This window comes from Terrabacter sp. NPDC080008, assembly GCF_040702505.1.
Taxonomy (GTDB): domain Bacteria; phylum Actinomycetota; class Actinomycetes; order Actinomycetales; family Dermatophilaceae; genus Terrabacter.
Genome location: NZ_JBFBLC010000001.1, coordinates 259,188 through 283,572, shown reverse-complemented (window position 1 = coordinate 283,572; position 24,385 = coordinate 259,188). Strand labels below are relative to the sequence as shown.

26 protein-coding genes are annotated in these 24,385 nt (G+C 71.3%); 11 read left to right on the top strand and 15 right to left on the bottom strand.

The features are described from left to right. From AB0316_RS01340 to AB0316_RS01315, 6 genes are all read right to left on the bottom strand, one after another. A complete protein-coding gene (locus tag AB0316_RS01340; protein WP_366269798.1) occupies window positions 1–1,452 on the bottom strand; it encodes a hypothetical protein in 1,452 nt (483 codons plus the stop codon). 144 nt (window positions 1,453–1,596) lie between these two features. Continuing rightward, window positions 1,597–2,058: a phage tail protein gene (locus AB0316_RS01335; protein ID WP_366269796.1), complete on the bottom strand. Its 462-nt coding sequence runs from the start codon at window positions 2,056–2,058 to the stop codon at window positions 1,597–1,599. 72 nt (window positions 2,059–2,130) lie between these two features. Then, on the bottom strand, window positions 2,131–2,433 hold the full coding sequence (locus tag AB0316_RS01330; RefSeq protein ID WP_366269794.1) for a hypothetical protein: 303 nt from the start codon (window positions 2,431–2,433) through the stop codon (window positions 2,131–2,133). Window positions 2,434–2,680: 247 nt separating this feature from the next. Further along, window positions 2,681–4,531 carry a sialidase family protein gene (locus AB0316_RS01325; protein WP_366269792.1) on the bottom strand — a complete coding sequence of 617 codons (1,851 nt, stop codon included), beginning with the start codon at window positions 4,529–4,531 and terminating at the stop codon, window positions 2,681–2,683. A 263-nt stretch (window positions 4,532–4,794) separates the two neighbouring features. Next, window positions 4,795–5,205, bottom strand: a complete 411-nt coding sequence (locus AB0316_RS01320) for a cupin domain-containing protein (RefSeq protein WP_366269790.1) — start codon at window positions 5,203–5,205, stop codon at window positions 4,795–4,797. Continuing rightward, on the bottom strand, window positions 5,189–6,112 hold the full coding sequence (locus tag AB0316_RS01315; protein WP_366269788.1) for a helix-turn-helix transcriptional regulator: 924 nt from the start codon (window positions 6,110–6,112) through the stop codon (window positions 5,189–5,191). The genes AB0316_RS01320 and AB0316_RS01315 overlap by 17 nt, the downstream gene beginning before the upstream one ends. Before the next feature lie 160 nt (window positions 6,113–6,272). Between AB0316_RS01315 and AB0316_RS01310 the strand changes: the two genes are divergently transcribed. Both AB0316_RS01310 and AB0316_RS01305 read left to right on the top strand, forming a co-directional pair. Further along, the gene (locus tag AB0316_RS01310) at window positions 6,273–7,292 is read left to right on the top strand and encodes a zinc-dependent alcohol dehydrogenase family protein (protein WP_366269786.1); all 1,020 of its coding nucleotides are present in this window, start codon (window positions 6,273–6,275) and stop codon (window positions 7,290–7,292) included. 67 nt (window positions 7,293–7,359) lie between these two features. Further along, window positions 7,360–7,944: a sugar O-acetyltransferase gene (locus tag AB0316_RS01305; RefSeq protein WP_366269784.1), complete on the top strand. Its 585-nt coding sequence runs from the start codon at window positions 7,360–7,362 to the stop codon at window positions 7,942–7,944. Between the two features lie 18 nt (window positions 7,945–7,962). On the opposite strand, the gene AB0316_RS01300 is transcribed toward AB0316_RS01305, so the two are convergent. After that, a complete protein-coding gene (locus AB0316_RS01300; RefSeq protein WP_366269782.1) occupies window positions 7,963–8,772 on the bottom strand; it encodes an LLM class flavin-dependent oxidoreductase in 810 nt (269 codons plus the stop codon). A 144-nt stretch (window positions 8,773–8,916) separates the two neighbouring features. Between AB0316_RS01300 and AB0316_RS01295 the strand changes: the two genes are divergently transcribed. Then, window positions 8,917–9,486 (top strand): dihydrofolate reductase family protein, encoded by a 570-nt coding sequence (locus AB0316_RS01295; protein ID WP_366269780.1) that lies wholly within the window; start codon window positions 8,917–8,919, stop codon window positions 9,484–9,486. A gap of 68 nt (window positions 9,487–9,554) precedes the next feature. Here AB0316_RS01295 and AB0316_RS01290 read toward each other — a convergent pair whose 3' ends face one another. After that, window positions 9,555–10,151 carry an excalibur calcium-binding domain-containing protein gene (locus tag AB0316_RS01290; RefSeq protein WP_366269778.1) on the bottom strand — a complete coding sequence of 199 codons (597 nt, stop codon included), beginning with the start codon at window positions 10,149–10,151 and terminating at the stop codon, window positions 9,555–9,557. A gap of 196 nt (window positions 10,152–10,347) precedes the next feature. Between AB0316_RS01290 and AB0316_RS01285 the strand changes: the two genes are divergently transcribed. From AB0316_RS01285 to AB0316_RS01275, 3 genes are all read left to right on the top strand, one after another. After that, window positions 10,348–10,710 carry a hypothetical protein gene (locus AB0316_RS01285; protein WP_366269776.1) on the top strand — a complete coding sequence of 121 codons (363 nt, stop codon included), beginning with the start codon at window positions 10,348–10,350 and terminating at the stop codon, window positions 10,708–10,710. 442 nt (window positions 10,711–11,152) lie between these two features. Continuing rightward, window positions 11,153–12,007: a hypothetical protein gene (locus AB0316_RS01280; RefSeq protein WP_366269774.1), complete on the top strand. Its 855-nt coding sequence runs from the start codon at window positions 11,153–11,155 to the stop codon at window positions 12,005–12,007. 52 nt (window positions 12,008–12,059) lie between these two features. After that, window positions 12,060–12,986, top strand: coding sequence for an NAD-dependent epimerase/dehydratase family protein (locus AB0316_RS01275; RefSeq protein ID WP_366269772.1), 927 nt, complete (start codon window positions 12,060–12,062; stop codon window positions 12,984–12,986). A 17-nt stretch (window positions 12,987–13,003) separates the two neighbouring features. Here AB0316_RS01275 and AB0316_RS01270 read toward each other — a convergent pair whose 3' ends face one another. From AB0316_RS01270 to AB0316_RS01260, 3 genes are all read right to left on the bottom strand, one after another. Beyond that, window positions 13,004–13,567: a GNAT family N-acetyltransferase gene (locus tag AB0316_RS01270; RefSeq protein ID WP_366269769.1), complete on the bottom strand. Its 564-nt coding sequence runs from the start codon at window positions 13,565–13,567 to the stop codon at window positions 13,004–13,006. A gap of 156 nt (window positions 13,568–13,723) precedes the next feature. Then, window positions 13,724–14,530, bottom strand: coding sequence for a GTPase (locus tag AB0316_RS01265; RefSeq protein WP_366269767.1), 807 nt, complete (start codon window positions 14,528–14,530; stop codon window positions 13,724–13,726). Window positions 14,531–14,691: 161 nt separating this feature from the next. Continuing rightward, window positions 14,692–15,963, bottom strand: coding sequence for a threonine/serine exporter family protein (locus AB0316_RS01260; protein ID WP_366269765.1), 1,272 nt, complete (start codon window positions 15,961–15,963; stop codon window positions 14,692–14,694). Between the two features lie 184 nt (window positions 15,964–16,147). Here AB0316_RS01260 and AB0316_RS01255 point away from each other — a divergent pair, with 184 nt between their 5' ends. Next, entirely contained in the window at window positions 16,148–16,363 is a 216-nt protein-coding gene (locus AB0316_RS01255; RefSeq protein ID WP_366269763.1) for a hypothetical protein, read from the top strand. A gap of 87 nt (window positions 16,364–16,450) precedes the next feature. Here AB0316_RS01255 and AB0316_RS01250 read toward each other — a convergent pair whose 3' ends face one another. Next, window positions 16,451–16,915 carry a cupin domain-containing protein gene (locus tag AB0316_RS01250; RefSeq protein ID WP_366269761.1) on the bottom strand — a complete coding sequence of 155 codons (465 nt, stop codon included), beginning with the start codon at window positions 16,913–16,915 and terminating at the stop codon, window positions 16,451–16,453. Between the two features lie 93 nt (window positions 16,916–17,008). Between AB0316_RS01250 and AB0316_RS01245 the strand changes: the two genes are divergently transcribed. Continuing rightward, window positions 17,009–17,908: an NAD(P)-dependent oxidoreductase gene (locus tag AB0316_RS01245; RefSeq protein WP_366269759.1), complete on the top strand. Its 900-nt coding sequence runs from the start codon at window positions 17,009–17,011 to the stop codon at window positions 17,906–17,908. A 134-nt stretch (window positions 17,909–18,042) separates the two neighbouring features. On the opposite strand, the gene AB0316_RS01240 is transcribed toward AB0316_RS01245, so the two are convergent. Beyond that, on the bottom strand, window positions 18,043–18,459 hold the full coding sequence (locus tag AB0316_RS01240) for a nitroreductase family deazaflavin-dependent oxidoreductase (protein WP_366269757.1): 417 nt from the start codon (window positions 18,457–18,459) through the stop codon (window positions 18,043–18,045). Window positions 18,460–18,621: 162 nt separating this feature from the next. On the opposite strand from AB0316_RS01240, the gene AB0316_RS01235 reads away from it, so the two are divergent. Both AB0316_RS01235 and AB0316_RS01230 read left to right on the top strand, forming a co-directional pair. Beyond that, window positions 18,622–18,876 (top strand): Smr/MutS family protein, encoded by a 255-nt coding sequence (locus tag AB0316_RS01235; RefSeq protein ID WP_366269755.1) that lies wholly within the window; start codon window positions 18,622–18,624, stop codon window positions 18,874–18,876. A 163-nt stretch (window positions 18,877–19,039) separates the two neighbouring features. Beyond that, the gene (locus tag AB0316_RS01230; RefSeq protein ID WP_366269753.1) at window positions 19,040–19,387 is read left to right on the top strand and encodes a YciI family protein; all 348 of its coding nucleotides are present in this window, start codon (window positions 19,040–19,042) and stop codon (window positions 19,385–19,387) included. Window positions 19,388–19,486: 99 nt separating this feature from the next. On the opposite strand, the gene uvrA is transcribed toward AB0316_RS01230, so the two are convergent. After that, on the bottom strand, window positions 19,487–21,853 hold the full coding sequence (uvrA, locus tag AB0316_RS01225; protein WP_366269751.1) for an excinuclease ABC subunit UvrA: 2,367 nt from the start codon (window positions 21,851–21,853) through the stop codon (window positions 19,487–19,489). Window positions 21,854–21,976: 123 nt separating this feature from the next. Beyond that, window positions 21,977–23,554 (bottom strand): Na+/H+ antiporter, encoded by a 1,578-nt coding sequence (locus AB0316_RS01220; protein WP_366269749.1) that lies wholly within the window; start codon window positions 23,552–23,554, stop codon window positions 21,977–21,979. 25 nt (window positions 23,555–23,579) lie between these two features. On the opposite strand from AB0316_RS01220, the gene AB0316_RS01215 reads away from it, so the two are divergent. Further along, a complete protein-coding gene (locus AB0316_RS01215; RefSeq protein WP_366271269.1) occupies window positions 23,580–24,299 on the top strand; it encodes an NAD(P)-dependent oxidoreductase in 720 nt (239 codons plus the stop codon). Window positions 24,300–24,385 lie beyond the last annotated feature (86 nt).

Below are 24,385 nucleotides of genomic sequence, written 5' to 3'. Positions count from 1 at the left end.
TCAGCCCTTGACCCAGTCCGGTGGCGGCGGCACGACGACGCCGACGACCGAGCCGACCCGCACGACGAACCCGTCAGAGCCGGCCGCGGCCCGGGCGATCTGCGTGCACTCGGCTCCACGGCACCAGCGCGGCACCCGGTCCTGTCCCTGGCGGACCATCATCCAGAGCACCCCGGCCATCGTCTGGCCCGGCAGGTGCGTACGCCCCTCGTGGTCCTGGTAGAAGACGACCTCGGGCCGCGACCCGCCCGGCCCGGGCCTCGTCGCCGCGGCGACGATCGCGTCGTACTGCTGCCGGGTCTGCTGGTGGCCGACCACGTCGGTTCGCCACGTGACCAGCCCGACGACGGCCAGGACCGCGAGCATGCCCATCCCGACCCGCGACCAGACCCCCGGGTCGCGCAGGAGCAGCACGGCGGGCAGGACGAGGGCGAGCCAGATCCACAGCTCCCCCCGCGGCGCGGTGGCGACGCCGGTGACCACGGTCTGCGCCGCCTCGAGGCCGGCCACCACCGCCAGCGCGACAAGCAGGCGCGTCATGAGCGGCCGCACCACGGGGCTGAGCAGTCCGGCGACGACCGCCAGCACCCCGGCCACCGTGGCGACCGGCGACAGCCGCAGCAGGCCGGCGGCGGAGCTCGCGGCGCGGCGCACGTTGGTGCGCAGGCTGGCGAGGTCGTGCAGCGGGTTCGGGTGCCGCCAAGCGGCGATCTCGAGTCCGAAGTGCCCGAACGCGAACCAGTTGAGCGTGTAGATCACGCCCACTCCGAGGGCGAAGCTGCCCACCCAACCCAGCGTGAGCAGCAGGAGCCGGCGCCACGGCATACGGCCGAGGTGGACGACGGCGGCGACGAAGAGGACGGCGGCCACCGGCGGGTAGCTCAGCACCGACAGCACCGTGACGACGAGCAGCCAGGCGCCGAACCGCCCGCGGCGGCGGGCCGCGAGCGGCAGGGTCCACACGCCCGCGGCCGCGACGAGCGCCGAGGAGACCTGCGTGGCCGGCCAGTAGAGCAGCTGCACCCACGTCACCGATGCGAAGAGCGCCAGCCCGACGAGCACCTGCACCGCCCAGTGCGTCCGCCGGTCGTCGCGCCACAGCAGCCGCCACAGTCCCGCGACGAAGAGGACGTATGCCGTCACGTGCGTCACCGACGCCCACGTCGTGGTCGTGTGCTGGCCGATCGCGAGCCACCAGAGGTAGTTGAGCCAGCGGCCCTCGCGCAGGTTCTTGGCCCAGTTGTCGATGGTGCCGGGGGTGTGGGCCGGCAGCAGGTAGGGCCAGTCGTCGGCGCGCAGCAGCGGCCACAGCGCCTGGGCGAACAGGTCGGTGACGAGGACGGCCAGGACGAGCACCACCGTGATGACCGCCCAGCGGGGCGGCTGCCTGCCCCGGTCCACGCGGGCGCGGGGCAGCGCCTCGGGTGCCGCTGCGGTGGACTCGGCCGTCATCGGGGACTCGCTCTCGGGAGGAGGCGGGCGTCCTTCGACGATAGGCGGAGATCGTGCCCGGTCAGGGCGTTGCGCAGGGTCCGGCGCCGCATTCCCAGCAGGTTCACCGACGCCGCGGGGCGGGCCCCCAGCCGCGGGGCTGTGTCAGTAGTCGCCCTTGATGACGAAGTACGAGCCGCGGATGGTGCCGGCGAGCTTCGACTTCTGCCGCGCGAACTTGAAGCCGTCGAGCTCCGGCGGCACCTCCATGCCGTCCGAGAGCTTGAACCCGACGGCGCGCTTGCCCTGGTCGGCGAGCGTCCAGAGCACGTTGATCGACAGGCCCGACTCGTAGAAGACGTAGGACCAGCGGATCCCGTCGACCTCGAACTGGGTCCCCTCGAGCGCCGGCGACCCGATGACGATGTCGCGCTCCTCCTTGAGGATGCGGGCGACGTGGTCGACGACGTCGTCGGCCTCGTGGGCGGGGAGCGTGCTGAAGGTGTGGTCGTACTTGTTCTTGAAGTAGCGGGCCTCGTTGGCGCGCAGGCCTGCCAGCGCCTCCGCCACGGGCGAGGACTCGAGCCCGACCGTCGAGACGTTCGTGAAGTCGACGTCGTATGCCATCACGCACCTCCTGCTCGGCCGCTGACCGTGCGGCCAGCCTCCGTCACAGGCTAGCCGCCGGCCGTGCGGGTCTCAGGCGGACGCCGGGACTCCTACCTCGTTGACCACGTCGAAGACGGTCTCCTGCGGAGGTTCGGTGAAGCCGCCCGGGATGCCCTCCTGCATGCGGGGCATGAGGATCTCGTTCCGGAACTTCTCCCAGCTCTCCTTCGACTCGTGGACCGCGATGATGGTCCAGCCGTCGGCCGACGGCCCCGCCGCGTGGAAGACCTGCCCGGCGGGCAGGCTCCCGTCGGAGGGGTGGACCGCGCCGATGGAGGCCTCGTACTGCTCCTTGGTGCCCCCTTTGAACTGGTGGACGACGCCATAGCTCATGCCGATGCACTTCCTTCTGTTCGGGCCCCGGCCTGGAGGGGACCCGCGAAGGTCACGCCGGGGCTACATCGACGCTACGCGCGCCGCCGGAACCCCGATGGAGAACGAGCTGCTCGCATAGGAAGCTCTCGCTCGCGCAGTCCGTGACCGCGGGGCGGCGGCGTACTCCTCGTCGGTGACCGACGTGTCGACAGCGGTGTGCCGCGGACACCGGTGGCGTCCGCGGCACACCGCGTGGGCTCAGGCGTCAGCCGGTCGTGGCGGCGCCGAAGATGTCCTGGTCGAGCCCGCCCGCGTTGGGGCAGGTGTCGGCCGACCAGGCTCCGGTCGAGTCCTGCGTGCGGCACTGGAGCACGTCGAACCCGACGCCGCCCGCGTAGCGCGGGTCGTCACCGGGCGCGACCTGACGGGTGTCGGTCCACACGTTGTAGGCGAAGGACCCCACCGACGACACGTAGTTGTAGTCGCCGTGGAAGGGCACGCGCCGGTCACCGAACATCTCGTAGTTCGGCATCTGGCTGCTGCCGGACAGGCGGGCGACGGCCCAGCTGGTGCCGCCGTTCGTCGACGACGCGCCGTAGGTGTCGAGACCGGCCGTCGCGGTGGCGAATCCGGCGGAGTCACGCACGGCGCCGTTGTTGCCCGGCGGGTACTGGACGCTGTAGGCGGGATCGTTGCGGCTGTCGTGCCAGACCGCGTGGAGCACGCCACCGTCCGCGTTGATGTCGGGGAAGAACTGGTGTCCGCGCGTTGTCGGCGCAAGGAGCGTGGGCGTCGACCAGCTGCCGCCGCTCATCCGCGTGAAGTAGACGCCGCCCTGCCCGACGCGCAGGGTCGTGCCCGACGGGTCGGCCGTGTTGTAGGTGGTCTGCGACGCCTGCTCGGTGCCGGGGATCGTGGCGTCGTACACGAGGTAGACGTTCTGGTTCGCGGCCTTGGGGTCGGCGGTGATCCGCGGCTGGCTGTCGTGCCGGAAGAAGACGAACCCGCTCTGGCACGCGAAGGGCCCGGAGCCGCAGTCGCGGCTGTCGCCCACGGACTGCTCGCCGGGCTCGGACTCGGGTCCGTCGGCCGACTGGTACGCCTTCTCGTGCGCGGCCTCGGCCGCGGCAGGGTTGCCCGCGGAGTCGGCCGCGTCGAACGGCTCGAAGGTGGCCGCCGTGGCGGGCGGGCTGAACGTCGCGCCGCCGTCGCGTGACACGACGTACTGGATCGAGGTCTCCTGGTGCCCGCGGTTGGACTCGAACTGGCGGTAGGCGATGTACACCGTGCCGTTGCTCGTCACCGTGACGTCTGCGTCCTGCACGTTCTTCGAGCCGGTCGAGATCTTCATCGGGTGGCTGAACGTGGCGCCGTGGTCGGTGGAGCGCACGAACTGGATCGAGTTGTTGCCGTTGATGCCCTGGAAGAGGCTCCACGCCGCGTAGACGTTGCCCTGGTGCGGGCTGCTGACGCCGCGGTCGACCTCGATGGCGGTCTTGTCGTTGAAGCGACCGTTGAGCGCGGGGCCGGCCTTGCCGACGATGACGGTGCGGACGTAGTGCGCGGCGTCCTGGTCGTAGGTGGCCACCCACACCGAGCCGTTCTGCGGGGCGACGCGGTTGAAGGCGTTGCCCATGTAGAACAGACGGCCCTTCGTGTCCCACGCCTGAACCGGGTCGCCGGCGTTGGTGATCCCGGCCTGCTGCAGCGGGCTCGCCTTGCCCTCGGGTGAGGTGTCGGTCGGGTAGCCGGGCAGCAGGCTGTCGGTCCAGGTCTGGCCCGAGTCGGTGCTGCGGTAGAAGCCGGTCCACGTGCCGCCGGCGAGCTCGACGGTGCAGTAGTCGTTGGAGCCGGCGACGACGATGGATGCAGCGCGCGCGTCGATGGCGGCGGACGGCTCGTTCTGCTGGCGCCGGTTGGCGCCGCACGCGGAGATCGCGTCGCCTGGCGTGATCGGCCGGGCGTTCGCCTTGACGTACGGCGCGTCCACCGAGACCGGGGTGTCGGTGCGGACGACGGTGGATGCCGAAGCGCTCAGCAGCGTCGGCCCGAGGACCAGCGCGCCGGCCGAGACGGCGGAGACGGTGAACAGGTGGATCCCTCTGCGGTGGCGCATGTGGCCCCCTCCCCGCGCCATGGCGCGGTGCCGGTGCCGGCCGGGTCTGTGGTCGGCGACGCGATCCCGGTGCCCGGTCGAGCCCGGGGACACACCTGGCTGGTCCACCCCGCAGGGCCAGTCCGGCGGATTCACCATCGCACGGGGCGAGGAGGCGTAAGAGAGATTCGTACTCTCAGGTTTCTCTCAGGTTCGCGAGAGCTCGCAGATCGCGGACCCCTCGGCATACGGCCGCGTCGTTGACCGTGGGTAGCGGAGGGCGCTCAGTCCGTGGACGGTGCGGCGGCGTACTCCTCGTCGGTGACCGGCGTCAGCCAGTGCACGACGTCGTGGTCGGCGTCGCCCTCGTTGATGGCGAGGTGCACCATGAGCCGGCCGGGCGCGGCGCCGTGCCAGTGCTCCTCGTCGGCCTCGAAGAGGACGCGGTCGCCCGGGCGGATGACCTCGACCGGGCCGCCGCGGCGCTGGCAGAGGCCCACGCCCTCGGTGACGAAGACGGTCTGGCTGAGCGGGTGGCGGTGCCAGTGGGTGCGGGCGCCGGGCATGAAGTGCACGAGGTTGGCCGAGACGCGCGACGGCGCGGGCGCGGCGGCCACGGCGTCGATGTAGACGTCGCCGGTGAACCAGTCGCTCGGGCCCTTGGCGGTGTCGACGGAGCTACGGGTGATCTGCATGGGTTTCCTTCTCAGGGTTGGGCGTTGGCGTGTCGGTGGTCGCCGTGGGACTCGCCGAGTCGGCGGCCCAGGAGGCGAGCAGCCGGAGCCGCTCGGCCGACGGTGAGCCGGGCTCGGCGGTGTAGACCATGAGGACGAGGCCGGGCTCGGCGGTGATGGCGAGCTCCTCGTAGGCGAGGGTCACCTCGCCGACGACGGGGTGGTTGAAGCGCTTGGTGCCGGTGCCGTGGGTGCGCACGTCGTGGGCGCTCCACAGCCGGCGGAACACCTCGCTGCGGGTGGACAGCTCGCCGACGAGGTCCTGCAGGCCGCGGTCGTGCGGGTCGCGGCCGGCCTCGGCGCGCATGATGCCGACGCACATCCCGGCGAAGAGCTCCCAGTCGGGATAGAAGTCGCGCGAGGCGGGGTCGAGGAACTGGAAGCGCGCAAGGTTCGGCATCCGGCCGCCCTCGCCGATGACGGGCGAGTAGAAGGCGCGGCCGAGGGCGTTCGTGGCGAGCAGGTTCTGGTGCGGGTCGCGCACGAAGGCGACGGCGTCCTGGATCGACTCGAGCGCCCACTGCAGGCTGGACCGCGACGCCGGCCGGCCGGCGGCGCGGCGACGCGGTCGCCCGGACGTGGGTATGCCGTCCGCTGCCCTCGCGAGGTCGAGCAGGTGGGCGCGCTCTGCGTCGTCGAGCTGCAGGGCCCGAGCCAGGGCGTCGAGCACGCCGGAGGAGGCTCCGGCGATCTGGCCGCGCTCGAGGCGGGCGTAGTACTCGACGCTGAGCCCGGCGAGGGCCGCGACCTCACTGCGGCGCAGGCCGGGCACGCGCCGGCCCCTGCCGACGGGGAGGCCGACCTGGTCGGGAGTGATGCGGGCGCGGCGGGTCATCAGGAACTCGCGCACCTCCTGGCGGTTGTCCACGCTGTCGAGACTAGGCCGGGCCCGCACGCGCGCCGAGCCCTCAGAGGTGCCCTGTCAGTACGTGCCTCGACAGGGACTTCCTCGCGGTGTCGGCGGTGGCTTGACTCGTCAGGTGGGCCACGAGCCCCGAAGACGAGACGAGCTGAAGGAGCAACACGCGATGCGTGGAGTAGTCATGTACGCACCCGGTGACGTGCGGGTGGAGGAGCGCGAGGACCCGACGATCGTCGAGCCGACCGACGCGATCATCCGCCTGACGGCGACCTGCATCTGCGGCAGCGACCTGTGGCCCTACCGCGGCGCCGAGCCGGTCGACCACCAGGTGATGGGCCACGAGTACGTCGGGGTCGTCGAGCAGGTCGGCTCCGAGGTGCGCACCGTCAAGGTGGGCGACTTCGTCGTCGGGTCGTTCTGGGCCTCGGACAACACGTGCGACATCTGCCGGGCGGGTTACCAGGCGTACTGCACCCACCGCGTCCTCATGGGCACCATCGGCACGCAGTCCGAGCTGGCGCGGATCCCGCTCGCCGACGGCACCCTCGTCGCGACGCCCGGCCAGCCGGACGCCGACCTCATCCCTTCGCTCATGGCGGCTTCCGACGTGCTCGGCACCGGCTGGTTCGCGGCCGTGGCCGCCGAGGCGGGGCCGGGCAAGACGGTTGCCGTCGTCGGAGACGGAGCCGTGGGGCTGCTCGCCGTGCTGGCCGCGCGGGAGCTCGGTGCGGAGCGGATCATCGCCTTCAGCGGGCACGCCCACCGGCAGGCGCTCGCCCGCGAGTTCGGCGCGACCGACATCGTCGAGGAGCGCGGCGAGGCCGGTGTCGCTCGCGTCAAGGAGCTGACCGGCGGGCTCGGCGCACACTCCGTCGTCGAGGCCGTGGGCACCCAGGAGGCGATGATGCAGGCGATCCACTCGGCGCGGCCGGGCGGCCACGTCGGCTTCGTCGGCGTCTCGCACGACGTCGCCATCCCGGGTGACGAGCTCTTCATGGCCGGCGTTCACCTCCACGGCGGCCCCGCGCCGGTGCGCGAGTACCTGCCGCACCTGCTCCAGCTCATCTGGGACCGGAAGATCGACCCGGGCAAGGTCTTCGACCTATCCCTCCCGCTCGAGAAGGCTGCCGAGGGCTACAAGGCGATGGACGAGCGGACCGCGACCAAGGTGCTGCTGACGCTGTGAGTATGTCGTCCGCTGCGGCGGGTGCCGAGAGTTCCGCGCGCTGGCCCGCGGGTGGGAAGGAGTGAGCATGGAACTGCCGGAGTTCCTCGAGCACGTGGCTGCTCGCAAGGTCGTCGAGGGCGGCTCGGAGGCGCACCGGTTCATGCACGGCGCGGCCCAGGAGGCGCTCGCGGTCGTCGCCGAGCTCAACGGTGGCTACCGGACGCCCGAGGAGGTGCGGGCGCTACTGTCCCGGCTGACCGGGAAGCCGGTGCCCGAGTCGGTGAGCCTGTTCCCGCCGTTCTACTCCGAGTTCGGCAAGAACCTCACCCTCGGTGAGGACGCCTTCATCAACCTGGGGTGCCGCTTCCAGGACACAGGCGGCATCACCATCGGTGCCGGCACGCTCATCGGCCACGGCACGACGCTGACCACGCTCAACCACGCCGTCGACCCGGCTCGCCGCGCCGACATGGAGCCCGCGCCGATCACGATCGGCCGCGACGTCTGGCTGGGAGCCGGCGTCACGGTCGTGCCCGGCGTGACGATCGGCGACGGCGCGATTGTCGGGGCGGGAGCGGTCGTCACGAAGGACGTCCCGGCGGACACGATCTCCGCCGGGGTGCCTGCGCGGGTCATCCGCCCGACGGGCTTCACGGCATACGTCGGTTGAGGCTGAAGGCCTCGTCACTCACGTCCCGGCGAGCTCGGCGACCACCGGCGCCAGCGCCTCGACGGCGTGGGACCCGACGATGAAGTACGAGTAGCCGATCTCCTCACGCCGTCGCTGGATCTCCTCGGCGGCGGCAGCCGGGTCGGCCGGTAGGTAGGCCAGCGAGTCGGCGGCCCGCATCGCGGCGGGGTCGGTGTCCCTCGCGGACGCCATGAAGGGCGCGACCGCGTCGCCCACGACCGGGACGTGCAGCGCGAGCTCCAGGTCCCGCTGCTGACGGAGGGCGCGGGCCATGGCGGTGATCGCGTCACGACCGTCGTCTGCCATCGAGGCGATGGTCACCGTGTCGGCGACCTCGAGCGCGAGCGCCTGCGCCTTCGGTCCACGAACGGCCATGACCACCGGCGTGTGGACCGCCGGGCCGTCCAGGTCTCGCAGCCCCGTAACGGTTTCGCGCACCCGGGCCAGCCGCGAACCGGGTGGCTCGACGGGCAGGCCCAGCTCGCGGAGGAGGTCCTCGATCCCGGGCCGTCCGGTGCCGATGCCCATCTCGAAGCGGCCCTCCGTGAGCACAGTCATCGAGTGGGCCTCCCAGGCCATCTGCCAGGCGGGGCGCAGGGGCGACGCGTAGACCCACGTGCCCACCCGCAGGTTCGTCTGGGCCGCGGCCATGGCGAGGGCCGGGGCGGGGGCGGGCTGCCAGTGCGGCACGTCGGGCATCAGCAGGGTGGAGTAGCCGAGGTCGGCGATGCGGTGCACCTGGTCGCGCCACGACCGGACGTCCGCCGCGACCGCCGCGACGACGCCGAAGCGGAAGGCTCTGCTCATGGTGGGACTCCGTTCTGACGGCTGATCCTCTGCCTCTCAGATGTACAACGAACGAGCTCCCCTGGGTGCGACATGGCTTGCTCGACTCGCGTCCGCACAGCCGGGGCTCCGGCGCACACTGGGCGTGCGACCAAAAGAGGGCAGATGCCTGAGCTCGTCATCGACTTCATCACCTCGCTCGACGGCTACGCGTCCGCGGAGGGCTGGCCGGGCTGGTGGGGTCTCGAGGGGCCGGAGTACCTCGCCTGGCTCGGCGAGAGCCCGGAGCAGGACTACCTCGTCCTGATGGGTGCCAACACCTACCGGCTCATGCACTCCTTCACGAAGGAGGGTGAGCCGGGGACCGATGTGCTCACCGGCCTGACGAAGATCGTCTGCTCGAACACGCTGACCGAGCCACTCGAGTGGGCGAACTCGACCTTGGTGGCCGGGGACGCGGTCGAGGCCGTGCGCAAGATGCGGCAGGACGGGGACAGGTCGATGCGCACGATCGGCAGCGTTGCCCTGTGCCGGTCGCTGCTGAAGGCGGGCCTCGTCGACCGGTTTCGGGTGGTGATGTTCCCCGTCATCACCGGAGCCACCGGGCGGGAGCGGATCTACGACGGCTACCCCGACGTCGCCCTCGAGATGCTGGACAGCCGTACGTTCGACGGCAAGATCCAGCTGGTGGAGTACGCGCCCACGGTGTTGAACGGCCCGCCGGGCACGCCGTGACCCACCGGTGCTGACGCCGGCGGCCCCGGCTCGTTGCCGGGCCGCCGGCCCTCAGCATTGCTCGCCGGTCAGCGCTCGCAGGCGATGCCGTCGCCGTCGCGGTCCAGCTTGTGCGAGTAGCCGGGCTGACCGGCGTAGATCGGGGCAGCGCCGGCCGCGCGGACCGCAGCGCAGTTGGGGTAGTAGACGCTCGCGGCCGCCTGCGCCGCCTTGGCCTTCGCGGCGGCTGCTCGAGCCCTCGACGCGGCCTGCGCCTTTGCCGCGGCCTGGGCCTTTGCCCGTGCGGCTGAGGCCTTGGCACGCGCCGCAGCCTCCGCCTTGGCCTTTGCAGCAGCCGCCTTCGCGCGGGCCTCCGCCGTGGCCTTGGCCTTTGCGGCAGCCGCCTTGGCCTCGGCCTCTGCCTTCGCCTGAGCAGCCGCCTGAGCCTTGGCCGCGGCTGCCGCTGCAGCGGCCCGGGCGGCGGCGGCAGTGTCGGCGGTCGGCGTGGGCGTGCTCGTCGGAGTGGTCGTGGGGGTGGCGGCTTCAGTGGTGGTGGTCGCGGTGGCTGCCCGCTGTGCGTCGACGAGCGCGACGGGAGTAGGGCTCTGAGGTGCGGACTCTCCGCATGCCGAGAGCGTGAGAAGTCCGGCGGCGACGGCAAGGGTGAAGCGAATGCGTGAGTTCATGTCCCTGTTCCTGTGCGTTCCCTGTTGGCCCTGCGAGGCTATGTGCGGCAGCGCAAACGCGGGTCGGAATCGGCGCATTGCCGGGATTCGGTGCTCGCCGATACTTGATGAATACGGCGAAACCGGACGCGGAGCAGTTTCGGGCGACCTAGTGTTCGACCGGTCTGCGGGACGGTCCTGCGGGAGAGGGGTCGTCATGCGCCAGCGCGTCAAGTACGTCGGTTTCACTGCTGTCGGTATCGCGGTCGGTCTGCTGGTCTCGCCGCCGGCAGTGCAGGCGGCGGTGAACTACTTCGACACGACGAGGACCGTTTCCGGCTGGGGAACTGTTTCGTGCCCGTCCGGTTGGCGGATGACTGGCGGAGGAGTTGCCGCTCTGCCTGACAACTACTACGGCTCGTCCACCAGCCGTGAGTACGTGCTGACGGGCTCCATGCCCTACGGCAACGGGTGGAAGGCCGCAGCCAAGCAGATCAACGGCTCGTACTCGAGCTACAGCGGGTGGCGGTTCTCCACCTCGTCGTATTCGGCAACGGTGTATGCCGTGTGCGCGTCCTGATTCCAGGCCGCCAGCCGTCGCTCCGGCGTTCCCCGCTCGACACTCCGTTCGCACGGGGCGCTGCAGAGACAGGGCAGACGTCCTGTGGTCTACTGCCCCGGCTAGTGGTCCGCCAGTAGCCACCCTCATCGCCGAGACCGTGGCCGGACCATGACAGTCAGGGGATCTTGTGACGCGTCTTCGCCTGGTGCACCTGTGCACTGCAGTCACGATGGCTCTAGCGCTGGGTGCGTGCACCGGCAGCGACGGCCAGGCGACAGCCTCCCCAGGTACGGCCGGCCGTTCGCCAAGCGCCGTGTCACCTACGCCGACGGTGGCCACGTCTTCCCGGGTTTCAAAGCCGACTACAACAGCGAGCAGCGGCAGCCAACCCTTCTGCGCGACCATGATGCCCGCATCGTGGAAGTCGGCCAAGGTGCTGGAGCCCACTGGGACCGTCGCCATGTCCGGTATCGGATCGGTCCGTTGGTCCGACCCACAGCTGACGTGGACCGAGCAGGCGTCGACCCGGACCATCGCACGGGTCCGCCCGCCCGGGGTGTCGATGGTGTGGGTTGCCGGCGAGCACGTCGCCTTCGAACGGCCTAGGTCCCAGGAGAACTGGGGCGACTGGGAGCTCTTCCTCTGGGACTCGACCAGGCGACGTGGGCCCGTCAGGCTCGACGAGAGCGACGGCCTGGTCCCGGCCGCTCCCTTCCTCCTCGTCACCGCGACCGACCGCGCGCTGGCTTGGCTCCACCCGCTGCGCGACGGACGCCGGGAGGTCCGGCTCCATGACCTCGGGACGGGCAAGACCACGGTCGTCCACGTCGGTCACGTGGGGGCGCCGCTGATCGCGGGGCGACTGCTGATGTGGCCCGAGGCCTTTGCCCAGGACGCTCCTGCCCGGCTGGTCGCGGTCGACGTGGAGACCCACCAGCCGGTCCTGCTACCGCCGCAGCTCGCCGAGCTGCGCGACCCGCAGGAGATGTCGTCCGACGGACGCACCTTCGCATGGGCGTCGGCCGATCGGACCCGGCTCATGGCCTGGCGGCAGGGCTGGCCCGAGCCGCGGCTCGTCGCCGGCTCGACCGAAGGCAACGCGATCACCTGGCCGAAGGTCAGCGGCGACACCGTCAGCTGGGTCGCCGACCGGACCTACACAGCCGACCTTCGGAGCGGCTCGTACGTCGCCATGACCAAGGCGTGGGGCGGTGCCGGGACCTGGGGCCCGTACCTGCACATCGGAGTGTCCAAGGGAGTCGGCAGGAGCTTCCACTTGGCCACGGCGGCGCTCCCTCCGCTGCCCCGCTGCTGACCGAAGGGTTGTTCGCCTCCGCGGTACCGACCCCGGTGGGTACGTCAGGCCCATGCGCGTAGTCGTCATCGGGGGCACCGGCCACATCGGCACCTACCTCGTCCCGAGCCTGGTGAGGTCGGGCCACGAGGCCGTCGTCATCAGCCGCGGTGAGCGGCGGCCCTACCGGGACGACCCCGCGTGGGGCGAAGTCGAGATGGTGAGGTGCGACCGTGAGGCCGCCGAGGCCGACGGGGAGTTCGGCTCGCTCGTCGCGCGCCAGCGGCCCGACGCGGTCGTCGACCTCACCTGCTTCACCACCGAGCAGGCCGAGCAGCTCGTCCAGGCGCTCGACGGCCAGCACCTCGTCCACACCGGCAGCATCTGGTCCTACGGCCCGAGCACCCTCGTCCCCACGACCGAGGACGCCGCCAAGCACCCCTACGGCTACTACGGCGTCAACAAGCTCGCGATCGAGCGCTACCTCATGGGGCAGGACCGCGTCCGCGCCAGCGTCGTGCATCCCGGCCACATCAGCGGCCCCGGCTGGATGCCGATCGGCCCGGCGGGCAACGTGGACCCGCAGGTCATCGAGTCGCTCAGAGCCGACGGTTCGTGCACCCTCCCCGACCGCGGCGGCGAGACGGTCCACCACGCGCACGCCGACGACGTCGCCGGCCTGCACCAGGCCTGCCTCGAGCAGCCGGACGCAGCAGCCGGTCAGAGCTTCAACAGCGTCTGCACCCAGGCGCTGACCCTCCGCGGCTACGCCGAGCTCGTCGCCCGCCACTTCGGCCACGAGCCGAAGCTCGAGTTCGTGCCGTGGTCGGAGTTCGAGAGGACCACCGATCCCGAGCAGGTCGCGATCACGCTCGACCACATCGGCCGCTCGCCGGTCTTCTCGATGGACAAGGCCCGCACCCTCCTCGGCTTCGAGCCGAAGCACACCGTCACCGAGACCGTCCTCGAGGCCATCGACGCCTGGGTCGCGACCCCCTGACCCGGCCCCCGGACGCCTCAACCAACCGTCCGGCGCATGACGCAGTTGCCCTGCCCCTTCGGGCGGATGTACTCGAAGCCGGCGCGCTCGAAGAGGGCCCGGGTCCCGTCGTAGAGCACCGACTTCTTCTTGCCGGCGTTGTCGTGCGGGTAGCCCTCGACGATGCCCCCACCGGCCGCCCCGATGAGGTCGACCGCCCCCTGCAGCGCGACGTCCGACACGTGCTGCCGTCGGTGGCGCTTGTCGACGAAGATGCACGTGACCCGATAGTCGGGCAGCACGTCGGTCTCCTCGTCGTACTGCTTACGGTGGTAGATGTTGGGCAGCTCTGCAGGAGAGCCGAACTGGGCCCACGCGATCGCCTCGTCACCGTCGAAGACGAGCGCTGCGTGCGCGCGCCCCTCCTCGACGAGGAGCTGCTTGAGCGCGCGGTTCGCCTCGTAGGTGCGCTCCTTCTCGGCGGCCATCGTGTGGAACCACGTGCACCAGCAGCCGCCGAAGACGCCGCCGTGCCGCTCCACCATCGCCGCGTAGGCGTCCCAGGTCTCCGGCGTCAGCGCCTTGATCTCGTATGCCGTCACGTGGCCTCCCCCACTCCCGCGCGGGCGACGGGTCGTCGCCGTCCCAGACAGCATGCCGCGCGAGACCGACATCGCGGGGTCTAACGGACGCCCGACGCGACGCAGCAGGCCCGCGAGCCGCCAGCACCCGGCATACGCAAGCGGCCGCAAGGCTCCTCAGACGTGACCGCTGAGCCGCTCCAAGCGGTCGGCGAGGGCGTCGACCATGGCGGAGGCCCGCTTCTCGGGGAAGGCGGACTTGCGGTCGCCGCCCTGGCTGGAGACGGCGAGCACGTCGATGGACAGCTTCGCGCCGCCGGCGAGGGCGCGCAGGGCGTCGACCCGGTCGCCGAAGGGCGTGCCGCTGCCCGGGGAGTAGTAGCGCACGACCTCGTCGACGTCGTCGGGGTAGAGGTCGGTCTTCGTCACGGCGATGACGAGGAAGATCGGCTTGTTGCGGCGCACGGCCATCGAGGCGATCCGGTGCGAGGTGATCGTCCAGTCCTCGAGCTCGGCGGCGAGCTGCTCCTCGCGAGTCGCGGTGGCCGCGCCGGTGATGCCGGCGGCGCGGCGGGGCGTGGCGTAGCCGTTGGCGACGACGTGGATGACGCCGTCGACGGGCTGGTCGTGGAAGACCTCGTCGAGGGCGCCGAGGCGGGTGGCGGCGTTGTCGCCGGGGACGACGAGGAAGCGGAAGCCGTGCAGCTTGGCCGAGCGGCGGGTGCGGCGCTCCATCGTCGCCGAGCCGACCTCGGCCGCGGCGTCGTCGGTGGAGCGGCGGGTGAGCCGGTCGACGAGCTGGCTCTTGCCGACGCCGGTCATGCCGGTGACGGCCACCGTCGGGTAGCGGTCGCGCAGCAGCCGGCCGATCCGCTCGGGCGCCGAGGCGAGCGCGGTCAGCAGCCCGGTCGCGACGGTCGCGCCGATGGCGGTGCGGCTCGTCGGCGGCAGGATCGTCCGGATCCGCGATGAAGTCTGAGACACGGTGCCTCCTCGGCATGCTGGTTCAGGTGCCAGTTGGCCCCACGAGCCTACGGTCCGTGGGCGCCCGGGCGCACTGCGGTGCGTACCCGCCCGCGCTCCGGTGCCCTCGCGCGGTCGCCGGCCGTTTGGGGGCGTATGCCGTGTGCCCGGGTCTGCGCTGCTCAGGCGGGTCGGGGGCTGGCCGGGTCGACGGGCGCGGCGAAGCGTCCGCGCAGGGCCCGGCCGACGGCCGAGCCGACGAGCAGGCCGAGGGAGATGGCGATGGCCACGCCGAGCAGGCCGAGGGCCACGTCGGTGACGGACTCGTGGCCCGCGGCGAGCTCGGTGACGCCGACGAGGCCGAGGCTGCCGGGCACGAGCAGCCAGAAGGCGGGGAGGAAGAGCACGAGCCGCGGCAGAAGCGGGTGGCGCAGCTCGACGATGCTCGCGCCGAGGCTGGCGGCGATGGCGCCGCAGAAGCCGCCGAGGGCGACGGTGCCGAGCTGCTGCCCGGCGACTTGGGCGCCGAAGGCGAGGGCCAGCACGAGCAGCACCCAGCCCTGCAGGCGCAGCGGCACACCCTCCATGAGGCAGATGCTCGCGCCGACGAGGACCAGGCCGACGGGCGCGGCGAACCAGCCGATGTCGTCGACGCGGAGGTTCACCATCGTCGAGGTGGGCACGCGCAGCAGGGCGGTCGCCATGAGCAGGCCCAAGGCGAAGAGGCCGAGCTGGGCAAGGCCGTAGGCGAGGCGGGCCGAGCCGGCCTGCATGTGCCCGGCGGCGAGCTCGGACATGCCGTTGACGACGAGGGCACCCGGCAGCAGGACGGCGATCGACGGCAGGACGGTGCGCAGCGGGCCCTCGAGCAGGCCGGCGTTCGCGGCACCGAAGACGACGAGCGAGACGGCGAAGGCGGCGAGGGTCGGCAGCAGCGCCTTGACCACCTCGAAGCGCTCGGCGAGCTGGACGAGGGCGAGCACGATGAGGGCGCCGACCGCGGCGGCGGCGACGTTGGCCCAGCCGGGCTGGAGGATGAGCGCGATGCCGGTGGCGAGCACCGGCCAGGCGAGGGCGACGAGCCACGACGGCCGCTGGAGCGGGCGCCGCATGGCCGCGGCGAGCTCGTCGCGGGCCTCGCGGAGCGTCAGCTGGTCGGTGAGGAGCCGGTGGCGGACGACCCGGACGTCCGCGGACTGGTGCAGCCGCAGGCCGGGCGGGGCCGCGCGAAAGGTGGCTGGGCCGCCCGGGGTCAGGGTGAGCATCAGGCCGGTGGGCCCGACCGCCGACTGGACGTCGGGGTAGCCGAGGTGGGCGCTGACCTCGGCGAGCTCCTCCTCGATCTCCTGGACCGGCTGGCCGGTGGCGATCATCGTGGTGCCGAGCTCGGCGAGCAGGGCGCGGGTCTCGGTCTCGGTGTGCTCGTCCCCATCGACGGGATCGGGTGCGGGCATGGTCGCCATTCTGTCAGCCGTTAACCGGGCCCCAGCGCCGCTGTGGGCGTCAGCGAGAGCCCGCTGCACGCATACGCAAGGGCTCGTCGAATGAAGTCGGCCGCGCGCCCAATCCGATCCATCCGCCGCGCCGAAGCAGGAGTGATGGGTGAACCCGCACCCACGTCACTGAAGGGATTGTTCGATGAAGCGCATCCTCGCCACCGGTTCCATCGCCGTCCTCGCCACGATCGGCTTTGCCGGCGCTGCCAGTGCCGCTCCCTCTTCCAACGCCTGCTTCGGCCAGGTGCACAAGACCGTCAACCACGGCGGCGTTCCCGGCTTCGACAACGTCGGCCAGCTCGTCCAGGCCGTCGGCGGCGGCCAGCCCAAGAACGCGGTCGCGAAGTCGCTCTGCTGACACGCTGACCGTCATTTAGCCGCGACGGCGGCTCGGATCTCGGGGGTTCGGGCCGCCGTTCGCCTGCCCGGGCTCGGGGCGTTCGGCTCAGGCGTGCTGGTCGGGCGCGGACGCGGGCTGCACGGACCAGTCGGCGGGCTCGTCGTCGGTGTCGTGGTCGGCGACGTCCTTGGTCTCGTGCACCTTGCCGGGGCTGTGGTGCTGCGGCGCGTAGACGGTGTAGAGCTGCATCGGCTGGTCGCCGACGTTCGTGATGTTGTGCCAGCTGCCGGCCGGGACGAGGACGCACCAGCCGTCGGTGACCGGCTCGTCGAAGGTCAGTTCGTCCTTGGAGGGGCCCATCTGGGCGCGGCCGTGGCCGCTGTCGAGGCGGATGAACTGGTCGGTCTCGGGATGCTGCTCGAGGCCGATCTCGCCGTCGACCGGGATCGACATGAGCGTGACCTGCAGGTACTTCCCGCTCCAGGCGACGGTCCGGTAGTTCTCGTTCTCGAGCGTCTCCCCCTCGAGGTCGAACGCCTGCGGATCGGGACCGACGTCGTCGATGCTCATGCTTCGACGGTAGACCGGCGCGGGTGGCCGGGGCGGGGCTTCGCCGGAGTCGCCGCCCGGGGGTTCGGGCGGGATCGGTGGTTGGATCGGGACATGCGCATCTTCTTCACCGGCGGCAGCGGCAAGGCCGGCAAGCACGTCGCCCCGTTCCTCGCAGCGCAGGGCCACCAGATCACCAACGCCGACCTCGTGCCGCTCAAGCACCCGGGCGTCGACGACCTCCGCGTCGACCTCACCGACATCGGCGAGACGTACTCCGCCCTCGCGGGACTGGCGCGCTTCGACGAGCTGGAGCTTGCGGCCAAGCCGGCATACGACGCGGTCGTGCACTTCGCCGCGGTGCCGGCGATCCTGCTCAGCTCGGACGCGCAGACGTATGCGACGAACGTGCTCAGCACCTACAACGTGCTCGAGGCGGCGACCCGGCTCGGCATCCGCAAGGTGATCTTCGCGTCGTCGGAGACGACCTACGGCATCTGCTTCGCGCAGGGTGAGCGCAAGCCGCTCTACGTGCCGGTCGACGAGGAGCACCCGACGGTGCCCGAGGACTCGTATGCGATGTCGAAGGTCGCGAACGAGGTGACGGCCCGCTCGTTCCAGGCCCGCACCGGCGCCGACATCTACGGGCTGCGGATCAACAACGTCATCGAGCCGCACGAGTACGCCGAGATGTTCCCGCCCTTCCTGGATGACCCGGCGCTGCGGCGGCGCAACGTCTTCGCCTACATCGACACCCGCGACCTGGGCCAGATGGTGCAGCGCTGCCTCGAGGTCGACGGGCTGGGCTACGAGGTCTTCAACGTCGCCAACGCCGACATGTCCGTCGCGGCGACGACGGACGAGGTGCGCGAGCGCTTCTACGACGGGGTGGAGCTGCGCCGGCAGATGGGGCGCAACGAGACCTTCTACTCCATCGACAAGGCCCGCGACCTGCTCGGCTACTCGCCCGAGCACTCCTGGCGCGACGTGCTGACGGACCCGCACGCGTCGTGAGGGCGGTCGTCTACGACAAGTACGTCATCGCCCTCGAGGAAGTCGGGGCCTCTCTGGCCACCACGGACCAGCCCGGCAGGACGGGGCTGACGGTCGTCCGCCCCTGACCGTTCGGGAGGCGACTCAGTCGTCTCCTAGGCAGAGCCGTCACCGGTCGTGCTGGCGGCGTCCTCGACCGTGAGCACGATGAGGGGACTGTGGCGCAGCATCTCCGGGACATCCGTCCGGCGCCAATGCCTGGCGGCGGCCTCGATGAGCGGTCGACGCTCGTCGGGATCGGTGACCACCCGGGCCGTCGCGGGCACGTCGGCGACCACCGACTGCTTCAGGTGGATCACGACGTGCGGATCGGCCTCGATGTTGTGGATCCAGTCGCGCGTCCGGTCAGCCCGGGGCATTCCGGTGATGAAGAGTCGGTCACCGTCGTGGTGCAGGAAGATCTCGATGCGCCGAGGTTGACCGGTCCGCCGGCCAGTGGTCGTGAAGTCGATGATCTGGCTGTGGTTCAAGGCGGCTCGAGTGGCTTGACTGTCTGCGTTGGCGCGGTCCATGTCCGTTCCCTTCCGACCGGAACCAATCCAAGAACTCTACGGCGAGCTGCCCTCCGTGCGCCGATGCGGCTGATGACGCCACTCGCTCTCCGGCTCCTGCTGCTCTTGCTGCCGGCCTCGGCTGCCTGCTGACTGGTGATGCCGTGGGTGGAAGATCGGGGCATGAAGCTCAAGCTCGATCTGCACGACATCTACAACCGCGGTGACGAGATCGAGCGAGCGCTCAAGGGCATCATCGACGAGGCCGTCGCGAAGAAGGCGCCCCTGGTCGAGATCATCCCGGGGAAGGGCTCCGGTCAGCTCAAGAAGCGGGTGCTGCGGTTCCTGGACCGCAAGGACGTCAAGGCCCTCTACCACCGGGTCGAGAAGGACTCCGACAACTTCGGTCGGGTCTTCGTCCACTTCAGGTGGAGGTAGCACGGTGACCTCCACGTCGTCGACCCAACCCCAGCGGCGGATCGCAAACTATCTCGGACGACGATGTCGAAGACGTGCCGGGCCGATCGACGCAGCGGTGACAGGCAGGACCACCAGCTACCAGAAGGAGATGCAGATGCCGCGTTTCATGGGATTCGTGAGGATGGAAGAGGGCATCGGAGCGCCCCCGCAGTCGCTCTTCGAGGCGATGGACGTCCACATCGGCGAGCGCGCCGCCAAGGGCGTGTTCCTCGACGGCGGGGGCCTCTACGGCACGGAGGACGCCGTGAACTTCGTCGTCGACAACGGCACGGTGACGCGGGTCGACGGGCCGTACGCCGAGAGCAAGGAGATCGTCGGCGGCTGGGCGATCATGCAGTACGGCTCGCTCGAGGAGGCCGTCGCCGACCAGCAGGAGTTCGCCGAGCTGCACGCGAAGCACTGGCCGGAGGTCAAGGTGGTCGCGACACTGCGGCAGATCTCCGAGGGGCCGGACGCACCCAGCGCGTGAGGTCGCGGTCTGCGCCGGCACCGGCAAGCACCCCTGCCGGCGCAGACCTCACCCCGCGCCCACCTCGTGGCCGCAGTATCGCCGCCGAGCGCACTTCGCTCAGGGCCGCGAGAGCCGGCGGGCGAGGTACGGCGCGGTCGCGCTGCTTTCGGCCTTCGCGACCTCGGCCGGGGTGCCGGTGGCGACGACCTGGCCGCCCGCGTCGCCGCCGCCGGGGCCGAGGTCGATGACCCAGTCGGCGGTGGCGATGGCGTCGAGGTCGTGCTCGACGAGGACCACGGTGTTGCCGGCGTCGACGAGGCGGTGCAGCTGGCGCAGCAGCAGCGCAGTGTCGGCCGGGTGCAGCCCCGAGGTCGGCTCGTCGAGCAGGTAGAGCGCGTGGCTGCGGTGTGCACGCTGCAGCTCGGTGGCGAGCTTGATGCGCTGCGCCTCGCCGCCGCTCAGCTCGGTGGCCGGCTGCCCGAGCCGGAGGTAGCCCAGGCCGACGTCGCGCAGGGTCCGCAGGCTCCGCGCGGCGGCCGGCACGTCGGCGAGGAACGTCGCGGCCTCGTCGACGGAGAGCTCGAGCACCTGCGCGACGTTCTTGCCGCGGTAGGTGATCTCGAGGGTCTCCTCGTTGTAGCGCGCGCCGTGGCAGGTGGGGCACGGCGCGTACGTGCCGGGCAGGAACATCAGCTCGACGGCGACGAACCCCTCGCCCTGGCAGGTCTCGCAGCGGCCCTCGGGCACGTTGAAGGAGAACCGGCCGGCGCCGTACCCGCGCTCGCGCGCCTCGTCGGTCGCGGCGAAGAGCTTGCGGACCGAGTCGAAGAGGCCGGTGTACGTCGCGAGGTTGGACCGCGGCGTGCGCCCGATCGGCCGCTGGTCGACGAGCACGAGCCGGTCGAACTGGTCACCGACCGCCGGGTCCTCGGCGAGGACCTGGCTGACCAGCGTCGACTTGCCCGACCCGGAGACGCCGGTGACGGCGGTCAGCACACAGAGCGGGATGTCGACGGACAGGCCTTCCAGGTTGTGGCGCGTGATGCCGGCCAGCTGCAGCCAGCCCTGGGGGTCGCGTACGGCGTGCTCGAGCCGCTCGGCGCGACCGAACAGGTGGGCGCTGGTGGCGGACTCCGCGACGTCCTCCAGCCCGTCGATGGGCCCGCTGTAGAGCACTCGGCCGCCGGCCTCGCCGGCACCCGGGCCGATGTCGACGACCCAGTCGGCGCGGCGTACGACGTCCATGTCGTGCTCCACGACGAACAGGGAGTTGCCGGAGGCCTTGAGCCGGTCGAGCACGTCGAGCAGCGGTTCGGCGTCCGCGGGATGCAGCCCGGCGGAGGGCTCGTCGAGGACGTAGACGACCCCGAACAGCCCGGAGCGCAGCTGGGTGGCGATCCGCAGCCGCTGCGCCTCCCCCGGGGAGAGCGTGGTCGAGCTGCGGCCGAGGCTGAGGTAGCCCAGGCCGAGGTCGAGGAGCACCCCGACGCGCGCGACCAGATCCCTGCAGAGCCGTACGGCGACCTCGTTGGCTTCCTCGGGCTGCTCGGCGTACGGCCGCAGCAGCGCGACGACCTCGACAAGCGGCAGCTCGTTGACCTCGGCGATCGAACGGCCGGCGAAGGTGACCGCGAGGGCCTCCGGTCGCAGCCCGCTGCCATGGCAGTCGGGGCAGGGCGCGTCCTCGACGAACCTCAGGGCCCGCTCGCGCATCCGGTCGCTCTTGGAGTCCGCGAGCACGTGCATGACGTGCTTGCGCGCGCTCCAGAACGTGCCGTGGTAGCCGTAGTCGATGCGGTCGCGCTCGGGCTTGATGAGCACCGACGGCTGCTCGTCGGTGTAGAGCAGCCAGTCGCGGTCCTTCTTCGGCAGCGTGCGCCACGGCTTGTCGACGTCGATGCCGAGACCGGTGACGATGCTGCGCAGGTTGGCGCCCTGCCAGGCTCCCGGCCAGGCGGCGATCGCGCCCTCGCGGATGCTCAGGGAAGGGTCGGGGACCAGCAGTTCCTCGGTGACGTCGTGCACGACCCCCAGCCCGTGGCAGCGCGGGCAGGCGCCGGCGACGGTGTTGGGCGAGAACGCCTCTGCGGCGAGGTGCTCGGCGCCCTCGGGGTAGTCACCGGCCCGCGAGTAGAGCATCCGCAGCAGGTTGGACAGCGTCGTGATGGTGCCGACCGACGAGCGGGAGGTGGCGGCGCCCCGGCGTTGCTGGAGGGCGACTGCGGGCGGCAGGCCGGTGACCCCCTGGACGTGCGGGGCGCCGACCTGCTGCAGCAGGCGGCGGGCGTACGGCGCCACCGACTCGAAGTAGCGACGCTGCGCCTCCGCGTAGAGGGTGCCGAACGCCAGGGAGGACTTGCCCGAGCCGGAGACGCCGGTGAACGCCACCATCGCGTCTCGCGGGATGTCGACGTCGACGTTGCGCAGGTTGTGCTCGCTCGCGCCGCGGACGCGGACGAAGTGGTCGATCGCGTCAGTGGTCACAAGCCTGTCGTATCCGGTGGGAGGCGTGCGCAAACCCGGTCGCCGACCCGCCCCTCCCCGGGTGGGAGTCAGCCGGTCGCCGTCCCACCGGCTCGACGTGGGACCTCGCCGCACGGACCTGCGTCACTCGAGGGGGTCCGCGCGCGCGAACCGCACCTCCTCCTGGTCGAGACGGTGCTGCAGCCGGCGCAGCACGATGTCGTCGATGCGCTGCCTGTCGCGCAGGTCGAGGAGCGCCTCGCGCCGCCGCCCCAGGAGGGCGAGTGAGAGGTCTCGGTACTGGTCGTCGTGCTGGACGACCGGATGGTCGTCGTCACCGGCGGACGCCAGCAGCTGCCGCTCCTTGTCCAGCTCGCGGCGTACGCGCTCGACCACCGCCTCGCCGCTGCCGAGCTCGGTGGCCGTGGCGTCGAGAGCATCGCGCGCTGCCTCGAGGGAGTACTCGTCGGCGAACTGGAGCTCCTCGTCGACCGCCGTGTCCCTGGGCAGCCGGGCGAACCGCACGACCGCTGGCAGGAACAGCGCTTGGAGCAGGGTGAGGACGATGACCCCGCAGGCGATCAGCACCATGAGGTCCCGGTCGGGGAACGAGGCGCCCGAGGCGAGGGTCTGCGGCACGGCGAGCACCGCGGCGAGGGACACGGCGCCGCGGAAGCCGGCGACCGCAGTGACCGTGCGCTGCCTCGCCGGGACCCGACGTAGCCGTTGCGCGGGACGGCGATCGAGCAGCCGGATGAGGTACGGCGTGGTGTAGACCCACGCCCACCGCACCCCGATCACGACGGCGGTGACGACCACGATGTCGACGAGCGCCCGCATCGGCGGGGTGCTGTTCAGCCCGCGCACTGCGGCCTGGGCGGAGAGGCCGATCAGCACGAACAGCACGCTGCTGAGCACCGTGGTGGACAGCGCCCAGAACGGGATGACGATCTGGCGGGTCGCGGCGGCGGTGATCCGGGGCGCCACCTGGCTCATGAAGAGTCCGCAGGCGACGACGGCCAGCACCCCGGAGGCGTGCACGGCGTCGGCCAGCAGGAACGCCGCGAACGGGGTCACCAGCATGGCGAGGCCCTCGAGCATCGGGTCGTCCATCCGGCGGCGGAGCTGCCAGCTCACCAGTCCGATGAGCGCGCCGGCGAGCACGCCCCCGGCGTACGACCAGGCCAGCAGCCAGACCACGTGCCAGCCGGTCAGCTGCACCTCTCCGACCGTGACGCCCACCGCCAGCCCGTAGAGGACGAGCGCGGTGCCGTCGTTGACCAGGCTCTCGGCGCGGAGCACGGTGACCGTTCGGCGCGGCAGGTCGCGGGCCAGCACGCCGACCGCCGTCGCGTCGGTCGGCGCCAGCGCCGCGCCAAGCACGCAGGCCGGCCCCCACTCGAGGCCGAGGGCGTGCGCGGCCGCGGCAACGGCGGCCGCGGTGGCGGCCACCAGCACGGTGCTGGTGAGCACGACGACCCGCAGGTTGTTGCGGATCTCCCGCAGCGAGGTGGTCAGGCTCTCCCAGTAGAGCAACGCGGGCAGGAACAGGAGCAGCACCGCCTCCGGCGGCAGCTGGGCCTGCCGCAGGTGCGGCACGAAACCGATCAGCACCCCCACCAGGACCAGAAGGATGGCCGGCGCGATCGGGTAGCGGCGCGCGAGCGCCCCACTCGCGACCAGGGCGACACCGAGGACGACGACCATCTCGAGTCCGAACACGAACTCATCTTGACCGGCCGCCGTCCTGCCGACCACCTTTGACCGTCCGGCCAAGCCGGCATACGAGGCCGTCGTGCACTTCGCCGCGGTGCCGGCGATCCTGCTCACGTCGGACGCGAAGACGTATGCGACGAACCTGCTCAGCACCTACAACGTGCTCGAGGCGGCGACCCGGCTCGGCATCCGCAAGGTGATCTTCGCGTCGTCGGAGACGACCTGCGGGATCTGTTTAGCGCAGGGTGAGCGCAAGCCGCTCTATGTGCCGGTCGACGAGGAGCACCCGACGGCGCCGGAGGACTCGTATGCGATGTCGAAGGTCGCGAACGAGGTGACGGCGCGCTCGTTCGAGGCCCGCACCGGCGCCGACATCTACGGGCTGCGGATCAACAACGTCATCGAGCCGCACGAGTACGCCGAACTCTTCCCGCCGTTCCTCGAGGACCCGGCGCTGCGGCGGCGCAACGTCTTCGCCTACATCGACACCCGCGACCTCGGCCAGATGGTGCAGCGGTGCCTCGAGGTCGATGGGCTCGGCTACGAAATCTTCAACGTCGCCAACGCCGACATGTCCGTGGCCGCGACGACCGACGAGGTGCGCGAGCGCTTCTACGACGGGGTGGAGCTGCGCCGCCCCATGGGGCGCAACGAGACCTTCTACTCCATCGACAAGGCCCGCGACCTGCTCGGCTATTCGCCCCAACACTCCTGGCGCGACGTCCTACCCGACAGTCGCGTTCAGGGTTGAAGTCCAAGAGCGCGGGACATAGGGCACGAGTTAACGCGAGAGATGACCCGAGGAGGTGAACCGATAGCGCTCCGCGCGCCGATATG